We start from the raw sequence: 16,818 nt of genomic DNA, 5'->3' as shown, positions 1-16,818 counted from the left end.
GCCAGGGCGCCCTCGCGGTCGGCGCTGCACCTTCCATGACCTCCTCCACCACCCACCCCGCGACGTTCGCCCTCGGGGGCGACCTCACCGTCCACCGCCTCGGCTACGGCGCCATGCAGATCACCGGCGACGGCGTCTGGGGTCCGCCGGCCGACCGCGAGGGCGCCCTGGCCGTGCTGCGTGCCGCCGTCGAGCACGGCGTCGACTTCATCGACACCGCCGACTCCTACGGCCCGCAGGTCAGCGAGCAGCTGATCCACGACGCTCTGCACCCCTACGCCGACGGCCTGGTCATCGCCACCAAGGCCGGGCTGACCCGCACCGGCCCGGGCGTGTGGCCCCCGGTCGGCCGCCCCGAGTACCTCACGCAGCAGGTCGAGCTCTCGCTGCGCAACCTGGGCGTGGAGCGGATCGACCTCATCCAGCTGCACCGCATCGACCCGCAGGTGCCCCTGGCCGACTCCCTCGGCGCGTTCGTCGAGCTCAAGGAGCAGGGCAAGGTGCGGCACATCGGCGTCAGCGAGGTGTCCCTCGACGAGCTCAAGCAGGCGCAGGCGATCACCGAGATCGCCAGCGTGCAGAACCTCTACAACCTGACCAACCGGCAGTCCCAGGACGTGCTGGACCACGCCACCGCCGAGGGCATCGCGTTCATCCCGTGGTTCCCGATCGCCACCGGCGACCTGGCCAAGCCCGACAGCCCGGTGGCCGACATCGCCCGCGAGCTCGGTGCCAGCCCCTCGCAGGTGGCCCTGGCCTGGCTGCTGCAGACCTCGCCGGTCGTGCTGCCGATCCCCGGCACCAAGTCCGTCGACCACCTGACCGAGAACCTCGGTGCGGCCCAGCTGACCCTGTCCGCGGAGGACGTCGCGCGCCTGGACGCGCTGGCCTGATAGACCTGCGGGCATGGACGCCGACGTCTTCGCCCAGGTCCGCACCGCCGTCCGCGAGCTCGTCCGGGAGCGCGTGGTCCCCCTCGAGGAGCAGATCGAGGAGACCGACGCCGTCCCGGACGAGCTGCGCCGCGCCGCCGCCGACATGGGCCTGTTCGGCTACGCCCTGCCCGAGGAGTTCGGCGGCCTCGGCGTCACGATGAGCGAGGACGTGCAGCTGGCCTTCGAGTTCGGCTACACCTCGCCGGCGTTCCGCTCGCTGTTCGGCACCAACAACGGCATCGCCGGCCAGGTCATCGCCCGCTTCGGCGACGAGGCGCAGCAGAAGGCGTGGCTGCCCGGGCTGGCCGCCGGTGACCTGATCGGCTCGTTCGCCCTCACCGAGGCCGAGGCCGGCTCCGACCCCGCGGGCCTGCGGACGACGGCCCGCCGCGACGGCGACGACTGGGTCATCACCGGCGGCAAGCGCTACATCACCAACGCCCCCATCGCCGACCTGTTCGTGGTCTTCGCCCGGTCCGAGCCCGAGCAGACCGGCGGCCGGGGCATCTCCACCTTCCTGGTCCCGGCGACCACCCCCGGCGTGACCGTGGGCCCGCACGACCGGAAGACCGGGCAGTCCGGCGCCTGGACCGCCGAGGTGTTCCTCGACGACGTCCGGGTGCCCGCCGACGCCCTGGTCGGCGAGCAGGGCCGGGGGTACAGCAAGGCGCTGACCGTGCTGTCCCGCGGTCGGCTGCACGTCGCCGCGCTGTGCGTGGGGATGGCGCAGCGGGTGCTCGACGAGTCCGTCGCCTACGCCGCCACGGCCAAGCAGGGCGGCGCGCCGATCGGCCGGTTCCAGCTGGTGCAGGCGCTGATCGCCGACATGCACACCGAGCTGCTGGCGGGGCGGGCGATGGTGGTCGACGTCGCGGCCCGGTACGACACCGGCGAGGACACCTCGATCGGGCCCTCGGCGGCGAAGCTGTTCTGCTCGGAGATGGTCGGCCGGGCCACCGACCGCGCCGTGCAGGTGCACGGCGGGCTGGGCTACCTGCGCACCACCCCGGTCGAGCGGTTCTACCGCGACGCCCGGCTCTACCGGCTCTACGAGGGCACCAGCGAGGTGCAGCGGGTCATCGTCGGGTCGGGCCTGCTCCGCGCGGCGGGCATGGCTCGTGGTTGAGCTGCTCACCGGGGAGGCGCGCGACGTCCGGCGGGCGGCGGTCGCCGACCTGGGCGACGCGCTGCGCGACCTGGTGGACGCCTGCGTGCGCACGGAGGTGCCCGACGGCGAGCTGGCCGACGTCGCGGCCACCGCCCGCGAGCTCGCCACCCGGCTGCGGGCGTCGGGCCGCGGGCTGACCGGGGTCGCCTCCTGCGACGACCCGGCCGCCGGCGAGCGCTGGTACTCCCCGGTCTACGGGCCGGGCAGCCCGGTCGCCCCGCCGCTGGCCGTCGACTCCGCCGGCCCCGACGGCGTCACCGCCCACGTCACCCTCGGCAAGGCGCACGAGGGGCCGCCCGGGCTGGTGCACGGCGGCACGACCGCGACCCTGCTCGACCACGTGCTGGCCCGCGCCGTGCGGGTGGCCGGCTCCGGCGGGCTGACCGCGACGCTCACGGTGACCTACCGGCGCCCGGTGCGGCTGGGCGTGCCGCTGCTGCTCACCGCCCACGTGATCGGGACGGAGGGCCGCCGGACGACCGCGCGCGGCACCGTGGCCGCCGCCGACGAGCCGGGCACCGTGCTGGCCGAGGCCGAGGGCCTGTTCGTCGCGCTGCGCCCGGAGACCGCCGCGGCCACCTTCGCCGGCGTCGACCACGCCGTCCAGGCCTGGACGGCGCGCTGACCTCAGGGCTGCAGCAGCGGCCCGGTCCCGCCCTCGCCGCGGCCCAGCGCCGCCACGAAGTCGGCCAGCAACCGGTCGCCGCGGCGCCGCGGGTCCCACCCCAGGACTCGGCGCGCACGCGTGGTGTCCAGCGCCGGGACGCCGAGCCCGAGGTCCAGCCAGCCGGGCTCGGTGGGCACCAGCCGGGCGTGGAAGGCCGCGGACAGCCCGGCCCGCAGCAGCGCACGGGGGACGGGCACCCGCCGCGAGCCCAGCGCGGCGGCGAACCCGGCCGGGTCCAGCACCGGCTCGGCGGACAGGTTGAACGCACCGCCGGCCCGCCGGTCGACGACCCGGAGCAGGGCGTCGGCGACGTCGTCGGCGTGCACGAAGCCCAGGTGCAGGTCGTCGGGCAGCGGGAGGGGCAGCGCGCCGGCCACCGCGGCCGGCAGCGCCTGCGCCCCGCGCAGCAGCAGCGGGCCGAGGAAGTACCGGCCGATCTCGGTCGCCGCGTCGGGCTGCAGCACGAGCGTCGGCCGGATGACGGTCACCGCGGTGTCCGGGTGGGCGGCGGCGAACTCCCGGGTGAGCTGCTCGACCTCGACCTTGTCGCGGCTGTACTGGGAGCTGGGCACCCCGGTGGTCGGCCAGTCCTCGTCGACCCGGTCGGCCGGGTTGCCGGCGGCGTAGCTGCCCAGCGAGGACATCACGACGACGTGGCCCACCCCGGCGTCCGCGGCGGCCTGCAGCACCCGGCGGGTGCCCTCGACGTTGACCTCGCGGAGCAGGTCGGGGTGCCGCCCGGGCTGCAGCGCCCACGCCAGGTGGACGACGGTGGTGGCGCCGGTGAGGAACTCCCGCAGCAGGCCGGCCGCGTCGGGGCGGCCCAGGTCGGTGTGCGTCCAGAAGACCGATGCGTAGGGGGCGGTGTCGGGGGGCTCGCGCCGGGCGAGGCCGCGCACCTGGTGCACGCCGGTGAGGCCGAGCTGGCGCAGCAGCGCCGTCCCGACGTTCCCGGTGGCGCCGGTGACGGCGACGGTCTGCCCGTCGAGGTGGCCGGGGTCGGCAGGTGTGGTCACCGGGTCGCCCTACCCGGGCGGGTGCAGGCTCACGCCGCCGGGCGCCAGTCCGCGTGCGGCGGCCATCGCCTCGGCCTGCTCCTCGACGACCGCCCGGTCGAAGGGCCCCCAAGGCGTGATCGCCAGCGCCAGCCGGCCGCCGGTGGTGCGCGGCCGCCAGGTGCCGGCGACCTCGCCGTCGACCAGGACCGCACCCGGCCTCCCGAGCACCGGCCACAGCTCCTTCACCGGCCGGTCGGGGACCAGCAGCTCCCGGTCGCGCACCTGCAGGTACGGGTCGAAGGGCGCCAGCAGGCGGGTGGTGCGCGGTCGGTCCGGGGGCACGGTGCCCGCCAGCACCCAGCGCTGCTCGCCCTCGACCGCCACCGGCTCCGCGTCGGCGGGCCAGCGGCGGCGCACCTCGGCCACGGTGGAGTCCACGGACGCCGCGACCTGCTTCGGCGTGGTCGGCCCGGCCAGCCGCAGGTGCGCCCGGACGACGTCGAGCCGGTCGGGCGCCTGCCCGGCGGGGACGAACCCGGGCACGGGGTCCAGCACCGGCGGTGACGTCCCGGGCCGCAGGACGAGCCCGGCGGGGAGCGCGGCCAGCCGGAAGGTCTGCTCGTAGGCGTGCACCGCGTCGCAGGGCCGGCAGTGCCGCAGGTAGGGCTCGGGCAGCCGGTCGCGCAGCGCCGCGGACATGTCGCCCTTGACCGTGGGGGTGCGGGCGATGTCGCGCATCTCCCGCGCCACCACCTCCAGCGCGGTGCGCACCGGGATGCCGGCTGCCTTCAGCGGTCGCGCGCCGTCGAAGATCCGCTTGGCCGCGTCGGCCTCGGACCACGGCGCGGTCGCGGCGGCGACCCCGGCCAGGTCGGCCCGGCGGTAGGTGTGCGGGGCCCCGCGCAGCGTCCACGCGGTGACCAGGTCGTCGTCGGCCGGGTCGGTGAGCCCGCGGACGGCCAGCGCCCACCGCGCGGCGCCGGCCGGGCCGGTGTCCTGCACGCCGAGGTCCAGGACGGCGGTGTCGGCCACGGTGCCGCCGGCGGCCCGGTCGAGCTGGTGGGCGTGCACCCGGTGGGCCAGGACGTCGTCCCTCGTCCAGACCGTCCCCGTGGTCGTCCCGGTGGTCATCCCCGCACGTGCTCCGCGACCAGGGCGCCGAGGCGGTCGCCGGCGGTCTCGGGCACCCAGTGGGTGACCCCGGGCAGCACCTCGAGCCGGTAGTCGCCGGTGACGTAGGGCGCGGTGGCCTCGGTGCCGGCCCGGCCGAGGAAGCCGTCGCGGTCGCTCCAGACGTGCAGCGTGCGCACGGCCACCCGGCCGACCGGGTCGGAGGCACCCAGCGGCAGCGCTCGGTACCAGTCCAGCGCCGCGGTCAGCGCGCCCGCCGGCCGCAGCCGGGCGACGGTGTCGGCCGCGTCGGCCCGGGGTAGGCCCGCCCGCACCAGCAGGTCGGCCAGGAACGCGCCGTTGCCGCGGGTGAGCAGCTTCTCCGGCACGACGGGCAGCTGGAAGAACGCCATGTAGGCCGACTTCAGGCCCTGGGTGCTGGTCACGAAGGACTTCGTGAACGCGGCCGGGTGGGGAACCGAGACCGCGGTCAGGCTGGCGACCCGGTCGGGGTGCCAGGCGGCGATGGCCCAGGCGACCATCGCACCCCAGTCGTGGCCGACCACGTGCGCCCGCTCCAGGCCGGCGGCGTCCAGGAGGGCGCGGACGTCGTCCACCAGCTCGCGCACCACGTAGGACCGGCGACCGGTGGGCCGGGCACCGGGGGAGTAGCCGCGCTGGTCCGGGGCCAGGGTGCGCAGACCGGCCTCGTGCAGCACGGGGACCACGCGGTCCCAGCTGCCGGCGTGCTGCGGGAAACCGTGCAGCAGGACGACGGGCTCGCCGTCGGCCGGGCCGGCGTCGCGCACGTCGAAGGTCAGTCCGGAGCGGGTGAAGGAGTCCACGCCCTCCAGCATGCCGCGCCCCCGGAACAGGTGCGTCCGCGTGCATCCGGTTGAGGGCGGCCGGATCGGGCACCCCACGACCATGCCGATCACGCCCACCGGGTACGCCCACGTCCGCCTCACCGTCACCGACATCGCCCGCTCCAAGCAGTTCTACGACTCGGTCTTCGGCCTCCCGGTGGCCATCGACGGCCAGGACGGCGACCCGGCCTTCGCCTTCGGCGGGGTCATCTACGCCATCGACTCCTCCACCCTCCTGGGCCTGCGCCCGGTGGCCGACGACCGCTTCGACGAGGACCGCACCGGCCTGGACCACCTCGCCCTGAAGGTCGGCTCCAAGGCCGAGATCGACGACGCCGCCCGGCACCTGGACTCCCTGGGCATCCCGCACGAGGGCGTCAAGGACATCGGCCAGGGCTGGATCCTCGAGTTCCGCGACCCCGACCACGTCGCGCTGGAGCTCATGGCCCCCAAGTGATCCGCTGACCCGGCTGCGGGTCAGCCGACCCGGTGGCACGCTGGCCGGGTGGGTGCGCTGAGCGGGTTGGTCGACCGGGGACTGATGGCACCGGACTGGGCGGAGGCCCTGGCCCCGGTCGAGGACCGGATCGCCGCCATGGGGCAGTTCCTCCGCGACGAGGTGGCCGCCGGTCGGCCCTACCTGCCGCACGGCGACCACGTGTTCCGGGCCTTCCAGGCGCCGCTGGCCGACGTCCGGGTGCTCGTCGTGGGGCAGGACCCCTACCCCACGCCGGGCCACCCGATCGGGCTGAGCTTCGCCGTCGACCGCGAGGTCCGACCGCTGCCCAAGAGCCTGGTGAACATCTACAAGGAGCTCCAGGCCGACCTGGGCATCGAGCCCGCCCGCCACGGTGACCTGACGCCGTGGCGGGACCGCGGGGTGATGCTGCTCAACCGGTCGCTGACCGTGCGGCCCGGGACGCCGGCCTCGCACCGCGGCAAGGGCTGGGAGCACATCACCGCGCACGCCATCGGGGTGCTGGTGGAGCGGGCCGGCGCGGGCCAGCCGATGGCGGCGATCCTCTGGGGCAAGGACGCCCAGGGGCTGGAGGCGCACCTGGGCGCCGTCCCGTCCGTCGCGTCCCCGCACCCCTCGCCGCTGTCGGCCAGCCGCGGGTTCTTCGGCAGCAAGCCGTTCAGCCGGGTGAACGCCCTGCTGGCCGAGCAGGGCGCCGAGCCGGTCGACTGGTCGCTGCCGCCGGTCGACCAGCTCCCCGCCGCCTGACCGGGCCTCAGGCGGCCGGGGGCCAGGTCTTGGCGACCATCGTCAGCACGTCGTAGGTGGCCACCGGCGCCCCGGCCGAGTCGACCACCACGGCGTCCCAGCGGACCTCGCCGTGGTCGGCGCCCCCGCGCGGGGTGATTCGCTTGCAGGTCAGCGTCACCGTGACCTGCTCGCCGGGCTTGACCGGGGTCAGGAACCTGAGGTTGTCCACCCCGTAGTTGGCCAGCACCGGGCCCGGGTCGGGGTCGACGAACAGGCCCGCGGCCCAGCTGACGATCAGGTAGCCGTGCGCCACCCGGCCGCCGAAGAGCGGGTTCGCCGCGGCGGCCGCCTCGTCCATGTGGGCGTAGAACGTGTCGCCGGTGAACTCGGCGAAGTGCTCGATGTCGGCCAGCGTGATCTCCCGCGGCCCGGCGGTGACGGAGTCCCCGATCCGCAGCTCGGCCAGGGACTTCCGGAACGGGTGCACGCCGTCGTCGCGGCGGGCGGCGCCGGTCACCCAGCGGTTGCCCACGCCGGTGAGCAGGTCGGGCGAGCCCTGGACGGCGGTCCGCTGCATGTGGTGCAGCACGCCGCGGACCCCGCCCAGCTCCTCGCCGCCGCCGGCCCGGCCCGGCCCGCCGTGCACCAGCACGGGCAGCGGGGAGCCGTGGCCGGTGGACTCCCCGGCGTCGTCCCGGTCCAGCACGTGCACCCGGCCGTGGGCGGACCCGGCGCCGAGCACGAACTGCCGGGCGACCGCGGGGTCGTGGGTCACCAGCGAGGCGACCAGCGAGCCCTGGCCGCGGCGGGCCAGCGCGACCGCGTCGGCCAGCCCGTCGTAGGGCAGCACGGTGGCGACCGGGCCGAACGCCTCCACGTCGTGCGGCTCGGGGGCGGCCGGGTCGTCGCAGCGCAGCAGCATCGGCGGCAGGAACGCCCCGCGCTCCCGGTCGGCGCCGGTGACCGCGAAGTCGGTGGGGTCGCCGACCACGAGCTGGGCGTGGGTGCGCAGCCGGTCGACCGCGCGCAGCACCTCGTCGCGCTGGTCCACCGACGCCAGGGCGCCCATGGTCACGCCGTCCGCTCCGGGGGCACCGACCACGACGTCGGCCAGCCGCGCGCCGATGGCCTCGACCACGGCGTCGGCGTGCTGGCGGGGCACGATCGCCCGGCGGATCGCGGTGCACTTCTGCCCGGCCTTGACCGTCATCTCGGTGACCACGCCGTCGACGAACAGCGCGAACTCCGGGGTGTCCGGGCCGGCGTCGGGGCCGAGCACCGAGCAGTTCAGCGAGTCGGCCTCGGCGTTGAACCGCACCGCGCGCTCGGTCACCGCCGGGTGCGCGCGCAGCAGGGCCGCGGTGGAGGCCGACCCGGTGAACCCGACCAGGTCCCGGCCGTCCAGGTGGTCCAGCAGCCCGGACGCCGACCCGCTGAGCAGCTGCACCGAGCCCTCGGGCAGCAGGCCGGTGGCGATGATCGCGCGGAACACGGCCTCGGTCAGGTAGGCGGTCTGCGACGCCGGCTTCACGATGGTGGGCAGCCCGGCCAGGAACGCCGGGGCCAGCTTCTCCAGCATTCCCCAGACCGGGAAGTTGAAGGCGTTGATCTGCACCGCGACGCCGGTCATCGAGGTGTAGACGTGCTGGCCCAGGAAGGTGCCGCCGCGGCCCAGCGGGGTGGGCGGGCCGTCGAGCACCAGGACGTCGTCGGGCAGCTCGCGGCGCCCGGTCGAGGCGTAGGACAGCAGCGTCCCGAACCCGCCGTCGATGTCGACGACGTTGTCCCCGTCGGTGGCCCCGGTGCGGTGCGACAGGGCGGCGAACTCGGCCTTGCCGGCCATCAGGTGCGCGCCGAGCGCCTTGAGCAGGGCGGCGCGCTGGTGGAAGGTCAGCTCGCGCAGCGCCGGTCCGCCGACCTCGCGGGCGTGGGTGACCATCCCGGCGACGTCCAGCCCGCGGCTGCCGATCCGGGCGACGGTCTCGCCGGTGACCGCGTCGGGCAGCGGGGTGCCCTCGTCGGCGCTGGCCCACCAGCGGCCGGCGGCGTAGCTCTCGAGCAGGGGTGCAGCGGTCATCGGTGCTCCTCGGGTCGCGCGGGTCAGGGCAGGGGGCGGAAGCCGGCGCACACGGCGTGCACCGCGGCGATCCGGCCCTCGTCGTCCAGGTCGTAGTAGGCGCGCTGCTCCACCAGGTGCCGGCCGTCGTCGTTGCGGACGACCAGCCGGTAGTCGACTCGGTGCCGGTCGGCGACGTCGGCGGTCTCCACCGACAGCACCTCCTCGACGACGTCGGCGGGCTCGAACCACACGTACAGCACCTCGTGCACGGTCGCCTCGGCGGTGCCGGCCTCCCAGAAGCGGCCCGGGGTCATCCCGCGGAACACCACCGTCGGGCTCAGGACGGCGAGCAGGCCGGCGGTGTCCTTGGCGGCCAGCGCCCGGACGAACTCGGCCCCCGGGACGGTCACGACGCCCGCAACCCGGAGAACAGCGTGGTGACCAGGCCGTCGGCGAGGGCCTCGGCGGACAGCCCGCCGCCGGGTCGGTACCACTCGGTGAGGGAGTTGACCGTGCCGAACAGCAGCCGGCTGGTCAGCGCGGGGTCGACGTCCGGGCGGACGGACCCCTCGGCCACGCAGTCGCGCACCAGCTCGGTGACCGCGCGGTCGAACTCGCGCCGCCGGCCCAGCGCGTGCGCCTCGACGGGGGAGTTGCCGCGCACGCGCAGCAGCAGGGTGACGAACGGGAGCTCGGCGACGAGCACGCCCACCGACCCGCGCACGACCTGCTCGAGGCGGTCGACCGCCGGTCCCTCGCCGGTCGAGGCCAGGACGGCGAACAGCCCGTCCAGCGCCCGGTCCAGCGCCAGCTCCAGCAGCTCGACCTTGGACCGCACGTGGTGGTAGATCGCGGACTTGGTGACCCCGAGCCGGTCGGCGAGGACGTCCATCGAGGTGGCCTCGTAGCCGCGCTCGTTGAACACCGCGACGGCGACGTCCAGCAGCGAGTCCAGCGAGTGCCCGGGGCGGCCGCGCCGGACCTGCGCCGGGACCGGCGCGGTCACGGGCGCGCGCGCCGGTCGGTGAGCCGCTGCAGCTTGCCCATCGACCGCGGGAGGGTCTCCGGGTCGACGACGACCACCTCGACCGATGTCCCGACCGTCTCCTTGAGCAGCACCTGCACCTCGGCGGCGGCCGGCGAGCGCCGCTCGGGCGGGCAGTCGGGGCGGGCCTCGACCGAGACGACCAGGTGGTCCATCCGGCCGCGGGTGGACAGCTCCAGGGCGAAGTGCGGCGACAGCCCCGAAGTGCGCAGGACGACCTCCTCGATCTGGGTCGGGAACAGGTTCACCCCGCGCAGGATGATCATGTCGTCGGTGCGGCCGGTGACCTTCTGCATCCGGCGCATGCCCGGCCGCGCGGTGCCCGGCAGCAGACGGGTGAGGTCGCGGGTGCGGTACCGGATGATCGGCAGCGCCTCCTTGGTCAGCGAGGTGAACAGCAGCTCGCCCTCCTCGCCGTCGGCCAGCGGCTCCGCGGTCAGCGGGTCCACGACCTCGGGGTAGAAGTGGTCCTCCCAGACGTGCAGGCCGTCCTTGGTCTCCACGCACTCCTGGCTGACGCCGGGGCCCATGACCTCGCTCAGGCCGTAGATGTCCACGGCGTCGATGTCGAGGCGGTCCTCCATCTCCCGGCGCATCTGCTCGGTCCACGGCTCGGCGCCGAAGATGCCGATCTGCAGGCTGGAGGAGCGGGGGTCCACGCCCTGGCGCTCGAACTCGTCGACCAGCGCGAGCATGTAGGACGGCGTCACCATGATGATCCGGGGCCCGAAGTCCCCGATCAGCTGCACCTGGCGCGGGGTCATGCCCCCGGAGATCGGGACGACGGTGCAGCCCAACGCCTCGGCGCCGTAGTGCGCGCCCAGCCCGCCGGTGAACAGCCCGTACCCGTAGGCGTTGTGCAGCACGTCGCCGCTGCGGCCACCGGCGGCCCGGATGGAGCGGGCCATCACGGTGGCCCAGGTGTCGATGTCGCGCCGGGTGTAGCCCACGACGGTCGGCTTGCCGGTGGTCCCCGAGGACGCGTGCACCCGGGAGACCTGCTCCTTCGGGACGGCGAACATGCCGAAGGGGTAGTTGTCGCGCAGGTCGGCCTTGGAGGTGGTGGGGAACCTCGCCAGGTCGGCGAGGGAGCGGCAGTCGTCGGGGTGCACGCCGTGGGCGTCGAAGGCCCGCCGGTAGTGCGGCACGTTCTCGTAGGCGTGCCGCAGGGTCCACTGCAGGCGCTCGAGCTGGAGGGCGCGCAGCTCGTCGGTGCCCATCCGCTCGGCCGGGTCCAGCAGGGCCGGGTCGGGGGCCTCGCCGAGGCGCTGCGGTGCGGACGTCGTCGTCACGGGGACTCCCGGAGCTGCAGGATTACTGACCGTTCGGTCAGTCATGCAAGACCTCCGGGGTGGCCGCTGTCAACCCGCGGTCATGTCCCCGGTGGCCGGGGCGCCCCCGACCAGGCCGTAGCGCAGCAGGACGCTGCCGGTGGGCGCGGCGACGGGTGGCTCGAGCAGTCGCAGGGTGGAGGGCACGGTGCCGTCGGCGAACACCTTCTTGCCCTGCCCGAGCGTGATCGGGTGCAGCCACAGGTGCAGCTCGTCGAAGAGCTGCTCGCGCAGCAGGGTCTGCACCAGGTCCAGGCTGCCGACGACCTTGGTGACCGCGTGCCGGTCGCGGACCTCGCGGACCGCGGTCGCCAGGTCCGGGCCGAGCTGGGTGGACCCCGCCCAGGACAGGTCCGGGGTGCCGCGCGAGGCCACGTACTTCGGGACGGCGTTGAACAGGTCGGCGAACGCGTCGGTCTGCTGCGGCCAGTACGCGGCGAAGATGTCGTAGGTCCGCCGGCCCAGCAGCAGCGCCCCGGTGCCCTCGTAGGAGGCCTGGACCTGGGCACCGGCGACGTCGTCCACGAGCGGCGCCTGCCAGCCGCCGAAGCCGAACCCGCCCGAGGGGTCCTCGTCCGGCCCGCCGGGCGCCTGGCCGACCAGGTCGAGGGTGGCGAACAGCTCGAGGTGGATCTGGCCCATGGCGTGCTCCTCGGTGGTGGGCGGGGTCGTCGAGGAGGGGACCGCCGCGCGCGCCAGGACTCATCGCACTCGGCGGGACGTCAGACGGGGACGACCTCGAGGAGGTCCTCGACGCCGCGCAGGTCCGCTGCGTTGCGGGTGTAGAGGCGGGCGCCGTGGGCGTGCGCGGTGGCGGCGATGAGCAGATCCATCGTGCGGGCACGCGGCTGCCGACCGACGGCCACCACGGCAGCGGCGAGCCGGCCGTAGCTGGCGGCCACCGCGTCGTCCACCGGCAGGGCGTCGAACCGGCGCTGCAGGATGGAGAGCCTGCGGAGGCGCTCGGCGCGGGCGGCGGGGTCGGCGGCCACCAGGACCCCGAAGTGCAGCTCCGACAGGGTGGCTGCACTGATCGCCAGCTCGCCGTCCAGGGGAGGCACGTCGTGGGCGACGACCACGCTGGTGTCCAGCACCGCTCTCATCGGGCGTCCTCCCACGGATCGCGCAGGCCGTCGTCGACGAGGTCCCGGTCCGCGGCCCAGGTCGGGTCGCCCGGGCCGTCGAAGAGCTCGGCGATGTCGCTCCAGGGTCGCCAGGTCCTCGTCCCGGCCGGGACGAGGCGTGCGCTGGGGCGGCCGGCGACGGTGATGAGGACCTGCTCGCCGTCCTCCACCCGGCGCAGCAGCTCCGATGCCTGCTGCCGGAGTTCGCGGAGCCCGACGGTCGTCACGACCAGCAGTGTTGCACATGTGCTACACGATGGCCACGACGCGCCCGGCGCAGGGGTTGTGCGCCGGCGGGATCCCCGGCACACTCATTACCGACCGGATGGTCAGTAAATGACCGCAGGAGGTTCGCAGATGTCCGCACCGACCGTCGCCCGCCCCACCGAGGACGAGCTGCAGGCCCACTTCGACGCCACCATCGCCGCCGACCGCCGGGTCGAGCCGCGCGACTGGATGCCCGAGGCCTACCGCAAGGGCCTGGTGCGGCAGATCGCCCAGCACGCGCACTCCGAGATCATCGGCATGCAGCCCGAGGGCGACTGGCTGCTGGCCGCGCCGTCGCTGCGCCGCAAGGCCGTGCTGCTGGCCAAGGTGCAGGACGAGGCCGGCCACGGCATGTACCTGTACTCCGCGGCCGAGACCCTCGGCGCCGACCGGGCGGACGTGACCGACAAGCTCATCGAGGGCCGGCAGAAGTACTCCTCGATCTTCAACTACCCCACGCTGACCTACGCCGACTGCGGCGTCATCGGCTGGCTGGTCGACGGCGCGGCGATCTGCAACCAGGTCCCGCTGTGCCGCAGCTCCTACGGCCCGTACGCGCGCGCCATGATCCGGGTCTGCAAGGAGGAGTCCTTCCACCAGCGGCAGGGCTACGAGCTGCTGATGACGATGATGCGCGGCACCCCCGAGCAGCGCGCCATGGTGCAGGACGCCGTGGACCGCTGGTGGTGGCCCTCGCTGATGATGTTCGGCCCGCCGGACGACGACAGCCCGAACTCGGCGCAGTCGATGGCCTGGGGCGTCAAGCGGCACAGCAACGACGAGCTGCGCCAGCGCTACGTCGACATGTCGGTCCCGCAGGCCGAGGCCCTCGGCGTCACGCTGCCCGACCCCGAGCTGGCGCTGGACCCCGAGACCGGCCGCTACCGGTTCGGCCAGATCGACTGGACCGAGTTCAAGCAGGTCATCTCCGGCAACGGGCCGTGCAACGCCGAGCGGATCACCCGCCGCCGGGCCGCCCGCGACGACAACGCCTGGGTGACCGAGGCCGCGACCGCCTACGCCGACAAGCACTCGGCATGAGCGAGACCACCGCGGAGGGTGGGCACGGCGCCGTCCCCACCGGGCCGGAGATCCCCAGCGGCGCCGAGCCGACGCGGGCCAACACCCGCCGGGACTGGCCGCTGTACGAGGTGTTCGTCCGCGGCAAGCGCGGGCTGAACCACGTGCACGTCGGCTCGCTGCACGCCCCCGACGACGAGATGGCCGTGCACGCCGCCCGCGACGTGTTCACCCGCCGCAACGAGGGCGTGAGCATCTGGGTCGTCCAGGCCAAGGACATCACCGCGTCCAGCCCGGACGAGAAGGACCCGATGTTCGCCCCCGCCGGCGACAAGGTCTACCGCCACCCCACGTTCTACGAGATCCCCGAGAACGTCCCCCACATGTGAAGGACCCCCTCGTCCCCCCGCACTCCTCGTACCTCGGAGCGCGGGACCCCTACGAGGGGGCCGTACTGCGCCGCACCCCTCCGGGGCGCGTGGGCGGCCGGCCCGATCGACAAGGAGCACCGCAGTGGTTCACGAGGAGACCGTCTACGACGCGTTGGACCACGCCCACGGGGGCGAGGGCCAGTGGGCGTTCGGCACCGGGTTCGACGACCCGCTGGCCGGGGTGGACACCACCGTGCCCGAGGGCGTGGACCCCGCCGACCTGGGCGCGTACTGCCTGATGCTCGGCGACGACGCGCTCGTGCTGTGCCAGCGGCTCACCGAGTGGGCGACCCGCGCGCCGGAGCTCGAGGAGGAGGTCGCGATCGCCAACTGCGGCCTGGACCTGCTCGGCCAGGCCCGGCTGCTGCTGGCCCGCGCCGGCACGTGCGGCGTCCTCGGCCGCAGCCGCGAGCACGCCACCGGCTCGATCCCCGACGAGGACGCGCTGGCCTACTTCCGGGACGCCGACGAGTTCCGCAACCACCACCTGGCCGAGGCCGACGGCGGTGACTTCGCGCAGACGATGGTCCGGCTGCTGGTCGCCAGCACGCACCGGCTGGCGCTCTTCGCGCACCTGCGCACCACCCGGGACCCGGTGCTCTCGGCGATCGCGGCCAAGGGCGTGCCCGAGCTGACCTACCACCGCGACCACGCCGCACGCTGGGTGCTGCGGCTGGGCGACGGCACCCCCGAGTCGCACCGCCGGGCCCAGGCCGCCGTCGACGCCGTCTGGCCGCTGGTCGCCGACCTGTCCACCGCCACCGACGTCGAGCGCCGCCTGGTCGAGCAGGGCGTCGCGGTCGACCCCGCCGCCGTCCGCGACGAGGTGCGCGACGTGCTGACGATGGTGGTCGAGCGGGCCACGCTGACCGTCCCCGAGTGGCCGGCCGACCGGCCCAGCCCCGGCCGCGCCGGCGAGCACACCGACGAGCTCGCCCCGCTGCTGGCCACCCTGCAGGGCCTGGCCCGCGAGCACCCGGCGGCCACCTGGTGAGCGACACCCTCACCCGGGACCCCCGGGCGGTCGCCGAGACCGTCACCGACCCCGAGCTGCCGATGCTCACCCTCGCCGACCTGGGCGTGCTGCGCGACGTCGCCACCGCCGACGATGGCACCGTGGTCGTCACGATCACGCCGACCTACTCCGGCTGCCCGGCGATGGGCGTCATGCGCGCCGACCTGGTGCACGCCCTGCACCGGGCCGGGTTCGCCGACGTCGACGTCCGCACCGTGCTGTCCCCGCCGTGGTCGACCGACTGGATCAGCGAGGACGGCCGCCGCAAGCTCGCCGAGGGCGGCATCGCCCCGCCCGGGCACGCCCCGGTGCGCGCCGCCGGTCTGGTCCCGCTGAACCTGGGCCCCACCCGCCGGACTGCGGCCTGCCCGCTGTGCGGGTCGCCGGACACCGAGGAGCTCAGCGAGTTCAGCGGCACCGCGTGCAAGGCGCTGCGCCGTTGCCGCAGCTGCCGGGAGCCCTTCGAGCACGTCAAGGAGATCTGAGTGAGCGCCCCCGCCCGCCGCCGTCCGCAGTTCCACCCGCTCACCGTCGCCCGGGTGGAGCAGCTCACCGACGACGCCGTCGCGGTCACCTTCGACGTGCCCGCCGAGCTGGCCGAGGACTACGCGTTCGCCCCCGGCCAGGCGCTGACCCTGCGCCGGGTGGACGGCGACCGGGACGAGCGCCGGTCCTACTCCATCTGCGCGCCGATGGGTGCCGCGCCGCGGGTCGGCGTCCGCGAGGTGCCCGGCGGCTACTTCTCGGCCTGGCTGGTCAACGAGGTGCGCCCCGGCCAGACCATCGACGTGCTGCCGCCCTCGGGCACGTTCACCGCCGACCTGTCCACCCCGGCCGACCACGTGTTCGTCGTCGCCGGGTCCGGGGTCACCCCGGTGCTCAGCCTGGCCGGCACCGTGCTGCGGGACGGCGAGTCCACGGTGACCGTCTTCTACGGCAACCGCCGCACCAACACCGTGATGTTCGCCGACGAGCTGGCCGACCTGAAGGACCGCTTCGGCGAGCGGCTGCAGCTGGTGCACGTGCTCTCCCGCGAGCCGCGGGACGCCGAGGTCACCAGCGGCCGGCTGGACGGCGAGCGGCTGCGCACGCTGGTGCAGGCGCTGGTCGACGTCCCCGACGTGGAGCACTGGTGGCTGTGCGGACCGCACGGCATGGTCACCGAGGCCCAGGAGCTGCTGGCCGAGCTGGGCGTGCCCACCGACCGGGTTCACCAGGAGCTGTTCTTCGTCGACGACGCGCCGCCGGAGCCGGTCCGCGGTGACGACCAGACCGTCGACGGGCCCGCCAGCCAGGTCACCATCGTGCTGGACGGCCGGTCCACGACGCTGGCGCTGGAGCAGGGCGTGCCGGTGCTGGACAGCGCGCAGCGGGTCCGCTCGGACCTGCCCTTCGCCTGCAAGGGCGGCGTGTGCGGCACCTGCCGGGCCAAGGTCACCGCCGGCGAGGTCGAGATGCGCCGCAACTACGCGCTGGACGCCGACGAGGTGGCCAAGGGCTACGTGCTTACCTGCCAGACCGTCCCGGTGTCCGCCGAGGTGACCGTCGACTTCGACGCGTAGCTACCCTTCTCCC

The 16,818-nt window shown here is 74.8% G+C and carries 20 protein-coding genes; 10 read left to right on the top strand and 10 right to left on the bottom strand.

What is annotated here, in order from left to right; translation table 11 throughout:
* Positions 1 to 35 precede the first annotated feature (35 nt).
* The 3 genes from LFA75_RS04710 to LFA75_RS04700 are packed head-to-tail and all read left to right on the top strand — an operon-like array spanning position 36 to position 2,728.
* Positions 36 to 893: an aldo/keto reductase gene (locus LFA75_RS04710; protein ID WP_225236006.1), complete on the top strand. Its 858-nt coding sequence runs from the start codon at positions 36 to 38 to the stop codon at positions 891 to 893.
* A gap of 13 nt (positions 894 to 906) precedes the next feature.
* Entirely contained in the window at positions 907 to 2,061 is a 1,155-nt protein-coding gene (locus tag LFA75_RS04705) for an acyl-CoA dehydrogenase family protein (RefSeq protein WP_225232534.1), read from the top strand.
* Positions 2,054 to 2,728 (top strand): PaaI family thioesterase, encoded by a 675-nt coding sequence (locus tag LFA75_RS04700; RefSeq protein WP_225232533.1) that lies wholly within the window; start codon positions 2,054 to 2,056, stop codon positions 2,726 to 2,728. Before LFA75_RS04705 ends, LFA75_RS04700 begins: the two co-directional genes overlap by 8 nt.
* A gap of 2 nt (positions 2,729 to 2,730) precedes the next feature.
* Here LFA75_RS04700 and LFA75_RS04695 read toward each other — a convergent pair whose 3' ends face one another.
* The 3 genes from LFA75_RS04695 to LFA75_RS04685 are packed head-to-tail and all read right to left on the bottom strand — an operon-like array spanning position 2,731 to position 5,723.
* Positions 2,731 to 3,786, bottom strand: coding sequence for an NAD-dependent epimerase/dehydratase family protein (locus LFA75_RS04695; protein WP_225232532.1), 1,056 nt, complete (start codon positions 3,784 to 3,786; stop codon positions 2,731 to 2,733).
* Between the two features lie 9 nt (positions 3,787 to 3,795).
* Complete coding sequence (locus LFA75_RS04690) at positions 3,796 to 4,899, bottom strand: DNA glycosylase AlkZ-like family protein (RefSeq protein ID WP_225232531.1); 1,104 nt, start codon at positions 4,897 to 4,899, stop codon at positions 3,796 to 3,798.
* Positions 4,896 to 5,723 (bottom strand): alpha/beta fold hydrolase, encoded by an 828-nt coding sequence (locus LFA75_RS04685; RefSeq protein WP_225232530.1) that lies wholly within the window; start codon positions 5,721 to 5,723, stop codon positions 4,896 to 4,898. Before LFA75_RS04685 ends, LFA75_RS04690 begins: the two co-directional genes overlap by 4 nt.
* Positions 5,724 to 5,805: 82 nt before the next feature.
* Between LFA75_RS04685 and LFA75_RS04680 the strand changes: the two genes are divergently transcribed.
* A complete protein-coding gene (locus LFA75_RS04680) occupies positions 5,806 to 6,201 on the top strand; it encodes a VOC family protein (RefSeq protein ID WP_225232529.1) in 396 nt (131 codons plus the stop codon).
* Between the two features lie 48 nt (positions 6,202 to 6,249).
* A complete protein-coding gene (locus tag LFA75_RS04675) occupies positions 6,250 to 6,969 on the top strand; it encodes a uracil-DNA glycosylase (protein ID WP_225232528.1) in 720 nt (239 codons plus the stop codon).
* 7 nt (positions 6,970 to 6,976) lie between these two features.
* On the opposite strand, the gene paaZ is transcribed toward LFA75_RS04675, so the two are convergent.
* The 7 genes from paaZ to LFA75_RS04640 all read right to left on the bottom strand — a co-directional run bounded on the left by paaZ (position 6,977) and on the right by LFA75_RS04640 (position 12,737).
* Positions 6,977 to 9,028: a phenylacetic acid degradation bifunctional protein PaaZ gene (gene paaZ / locus LFA75_RS04670; protein WP_225232527.1), complete on the bottom strand. Its 2,052-nt coding sequence runs from the start codon at positions 9,026 to 9,028 to the stop codon at positions 6,977 to 6,979.
* A gap of 23 nt (positions 9,029 to 9,051) precedes the next feature.
* Positions 9,052 to 9,420: a hypothetical protein gene (locus LFA75_RS04665; RefSeq protein WP_225232526.1), complete on the bottom strand. Its 369-nt coding sequence runs from the start codon at positions 9,418 to 9,420 to the stop codon at positions 9,052 to 9,054.
* On the bottom strand, positions 9,417 to 10,016 hold the full coding sequence (locus LFA75_RS04660; RefSeq protein WP_225232525.1) for a TetR/AcrR family transcriptional regulator: 600 nt from the start codon (positions 10,014 to 10,016) through the stop codon (positions 9,417 to 9,419). Before LFA75_RS04660 ends, LFA75_RS04665 begins: the two co-directional genes overlap by 4 nt.
* On the bottom strand, positions 10,013 to 11,347 hold the full coding sequence (gene paaK / locus LFA75_RS04655; protein WP_225232524.1) for a phenylacetate--CoA ligase PaaK: 1,335 nt from the start codon (positions 11,345 to 11,347) through the stop codon (positions 10,013 to 10,015). The genes LFA75_RS04660 and paaK overlap by 4 nt, the downstream gene beginning before the upstream one ends.
* A 69-nt stretch (positions 11,348 to 11,416) precedes the next feature.
* Complete coding sequence (locus LFA75_RS04650; RefSeq protein WP_225232523.1) at positions 11,417 to 12,028, bottom strand: dihydrofolate reductase family protein; 612 nt, start codon at positions 12,026 to 12,028, stop codon at positions 11,417 to 11,419.
* Between the two features lie 80 nt (positions 12,029 to 12,108).
* Positions 12,109 to 12,489, bottom strand: a complete 381-nt coding sequence (locus tag LFA75_RS04645) for a type II toxin-antitoxin system VapC family toxin (RefSeq protein WP_225232522.1) — start codon at positions 12,487 to 12,489, stop codon at positions 12,109 to 12,111.
* The gene (locus LFA75_RS04640) at positions 12,486 to 12,737 is read right to left on the bottom strand and encodes a type II toxin-antitoxin system Phd/YefM family antitoxin (protein ID WP_225232521.1); all 252 of its coding nucleotides are present in this window, start codon (positions 12,735 to 12,737) and stop codon (positions 12,486 to 12,488) included. Before LFA75_RS04640 ends, LFA75_RS04645 begins: the two co-directional genes overlap by 4 nt.
* A gap of 130 nt (positions 12,738 to 12,867) precedes the next feature.
* On the opposite strand from LFA75_RS04640, the gene paaA reads away from it, so the two are divergent.
* The 5 genes from paaA (at position 12,868) to paaE (ending at position 16,805) form a co-directional block, all read left to right on the top strand.
* Positions 12,868 to 13,818, top strand: coding sequence for a 1,2-phenylacetyl-CoA epoxidase subunit PaaA (paaA, locus tag LFA75_RS04635; RefSeq protein WP_225232520.1), 951 nt, complete (start codon positions 12,868 to 12,870; stop codon positions 13,816 to 13,818).
* Positions 13,815 to 14,186 carry a 1,2-phenylacetyl-CoA epoxidase subunit PaaB gene (gene paaB, locus LFA75_RS04630; RefSeq protein WP_380092203.1) on the top strand — a complete coding sequence of 124 codons (372 nt, stop codon included), beginning with the start codon at positions 13,815 to 13,817 and terminating at the stop codon, positions 14,184 to 14,186. The genes paaA and paaB overlap by 4 nt, the downstream gene beginning before the upstream one ends.
* 124 nt (positions 14,187 to 14,310) lie before the next feature.
* Complete coding sequence (gene paaC / locus LFA75_RS04625) at positions 14,311 to 15,222, top strand: 1,2-phenylacetyl-CoA epoxidase subunit PaaC (RefSeq protein WP_225232519.1); 912 nt, start codon at positions 14,311 to 14,313, stop codon at positions 15,220 to 15,222.
* The gene (gene paaD, locus LFA75_RS04620; RefSeq protein WP_225232518.1) at positions 15,219 to 15,728 is read left to right on the top strand and encodes a 1,2-phenylacetyl-CoA epoxidase subunit PaaD; all 510 of its coding nucleotides are present in this window, start codon (positions 15,219 to 15,221) and stop codon (positions 15,726 to 15,728) included. The genes paaC and paaD overlap by 4 nt, the downstream gene beginning before the upstream one ends.
* A complete protein-coding gene (gene paaE, locus LFA75_RS04615) occupies positions 15,729 to 16,805 on the top strand; it encodes a 1,2-phenylacetyl-CoA epoxidase subunit PaaE (RefSeq protein ID WP_225232517.1) in 1,077 nt (358 codons plus the stop codon).
* Positions 16,806 to 16,818 lie beyond the last annotated feature (13 nt).

It is taken from the genome of Klenkia terrae (assembly GCF_900491935.1).
Classification (GTDB): domain Bacteria; phylum Actinomycetota; class Actinomycetes; order Mycobacteriales; family Geodermatophilaceae; genus Klenkia; species Klenkia terrae.
This window is presented reverse-complemented; position numbering and strand designations above follow the sequence as displayed.

Coding starts and splice junctions, on each gene's coding strand:
- LFA75_RS04650 (WP_225232523.1), bottom strand. CDS start 12,028: ATGGGCCAGATCCACCTCGAGCTGTTCGCCACCCTCGACCTGGTCGGC.
- LFA75_RS04705 (WP_225232534.1), top strand. CDS start 907: ATGGACGCCGACGTCTTCGCCCAGGTCCGCACCGCCGTCCGCGAGCTC.
- LFA75_RS04680 (WP_225232529.1), top strand. CDS start 5,806: ATGCCGATCACGCCCACCGGGTACGCCCACGTCCGCCTCACCGTCACC.
- LFA75_RS04710 (WP_225236006.1), top strand. CDS start 36: ATGACCTCCTCCACCACCCACCCCGCGACGTTCGCCCTCGGGGGCGAC.
- paaA (WP_225232520.1), top strand. CDS start 12,868: ATGTCCGCACCGACCGTCGCCCGCCCCACCGAGGACGAGCTGCAGGCC.
- paaB (WP_380092203.1), top strand. CDS start 13,815: ATGAGCGAGACCACCGCGGAGGGTGGGCACGGCGCCGTCCCCACCGGG.
- paaZ (WP_225232527.1), bottom strand. CDS start 9,028: ATGACCGCTGCACCCCTGCTCGAGAGCTACGCCGCCGGCCGCTGGTGG.
- LFA75_RS04645 (WP_225232522.1), bottom strand. CDS start 12,489: ATGAGAGCGGTGCTGGACACCAGCGTGGTCGTCGCCCACGACGTGCCT.
- LFA75_RS04690 (WP_225232531.1), bottom strand. CDS start 4,899: ATGACCACCGGGACGACCACGGGGACGGTCTGGACGAGGGACGACGTC.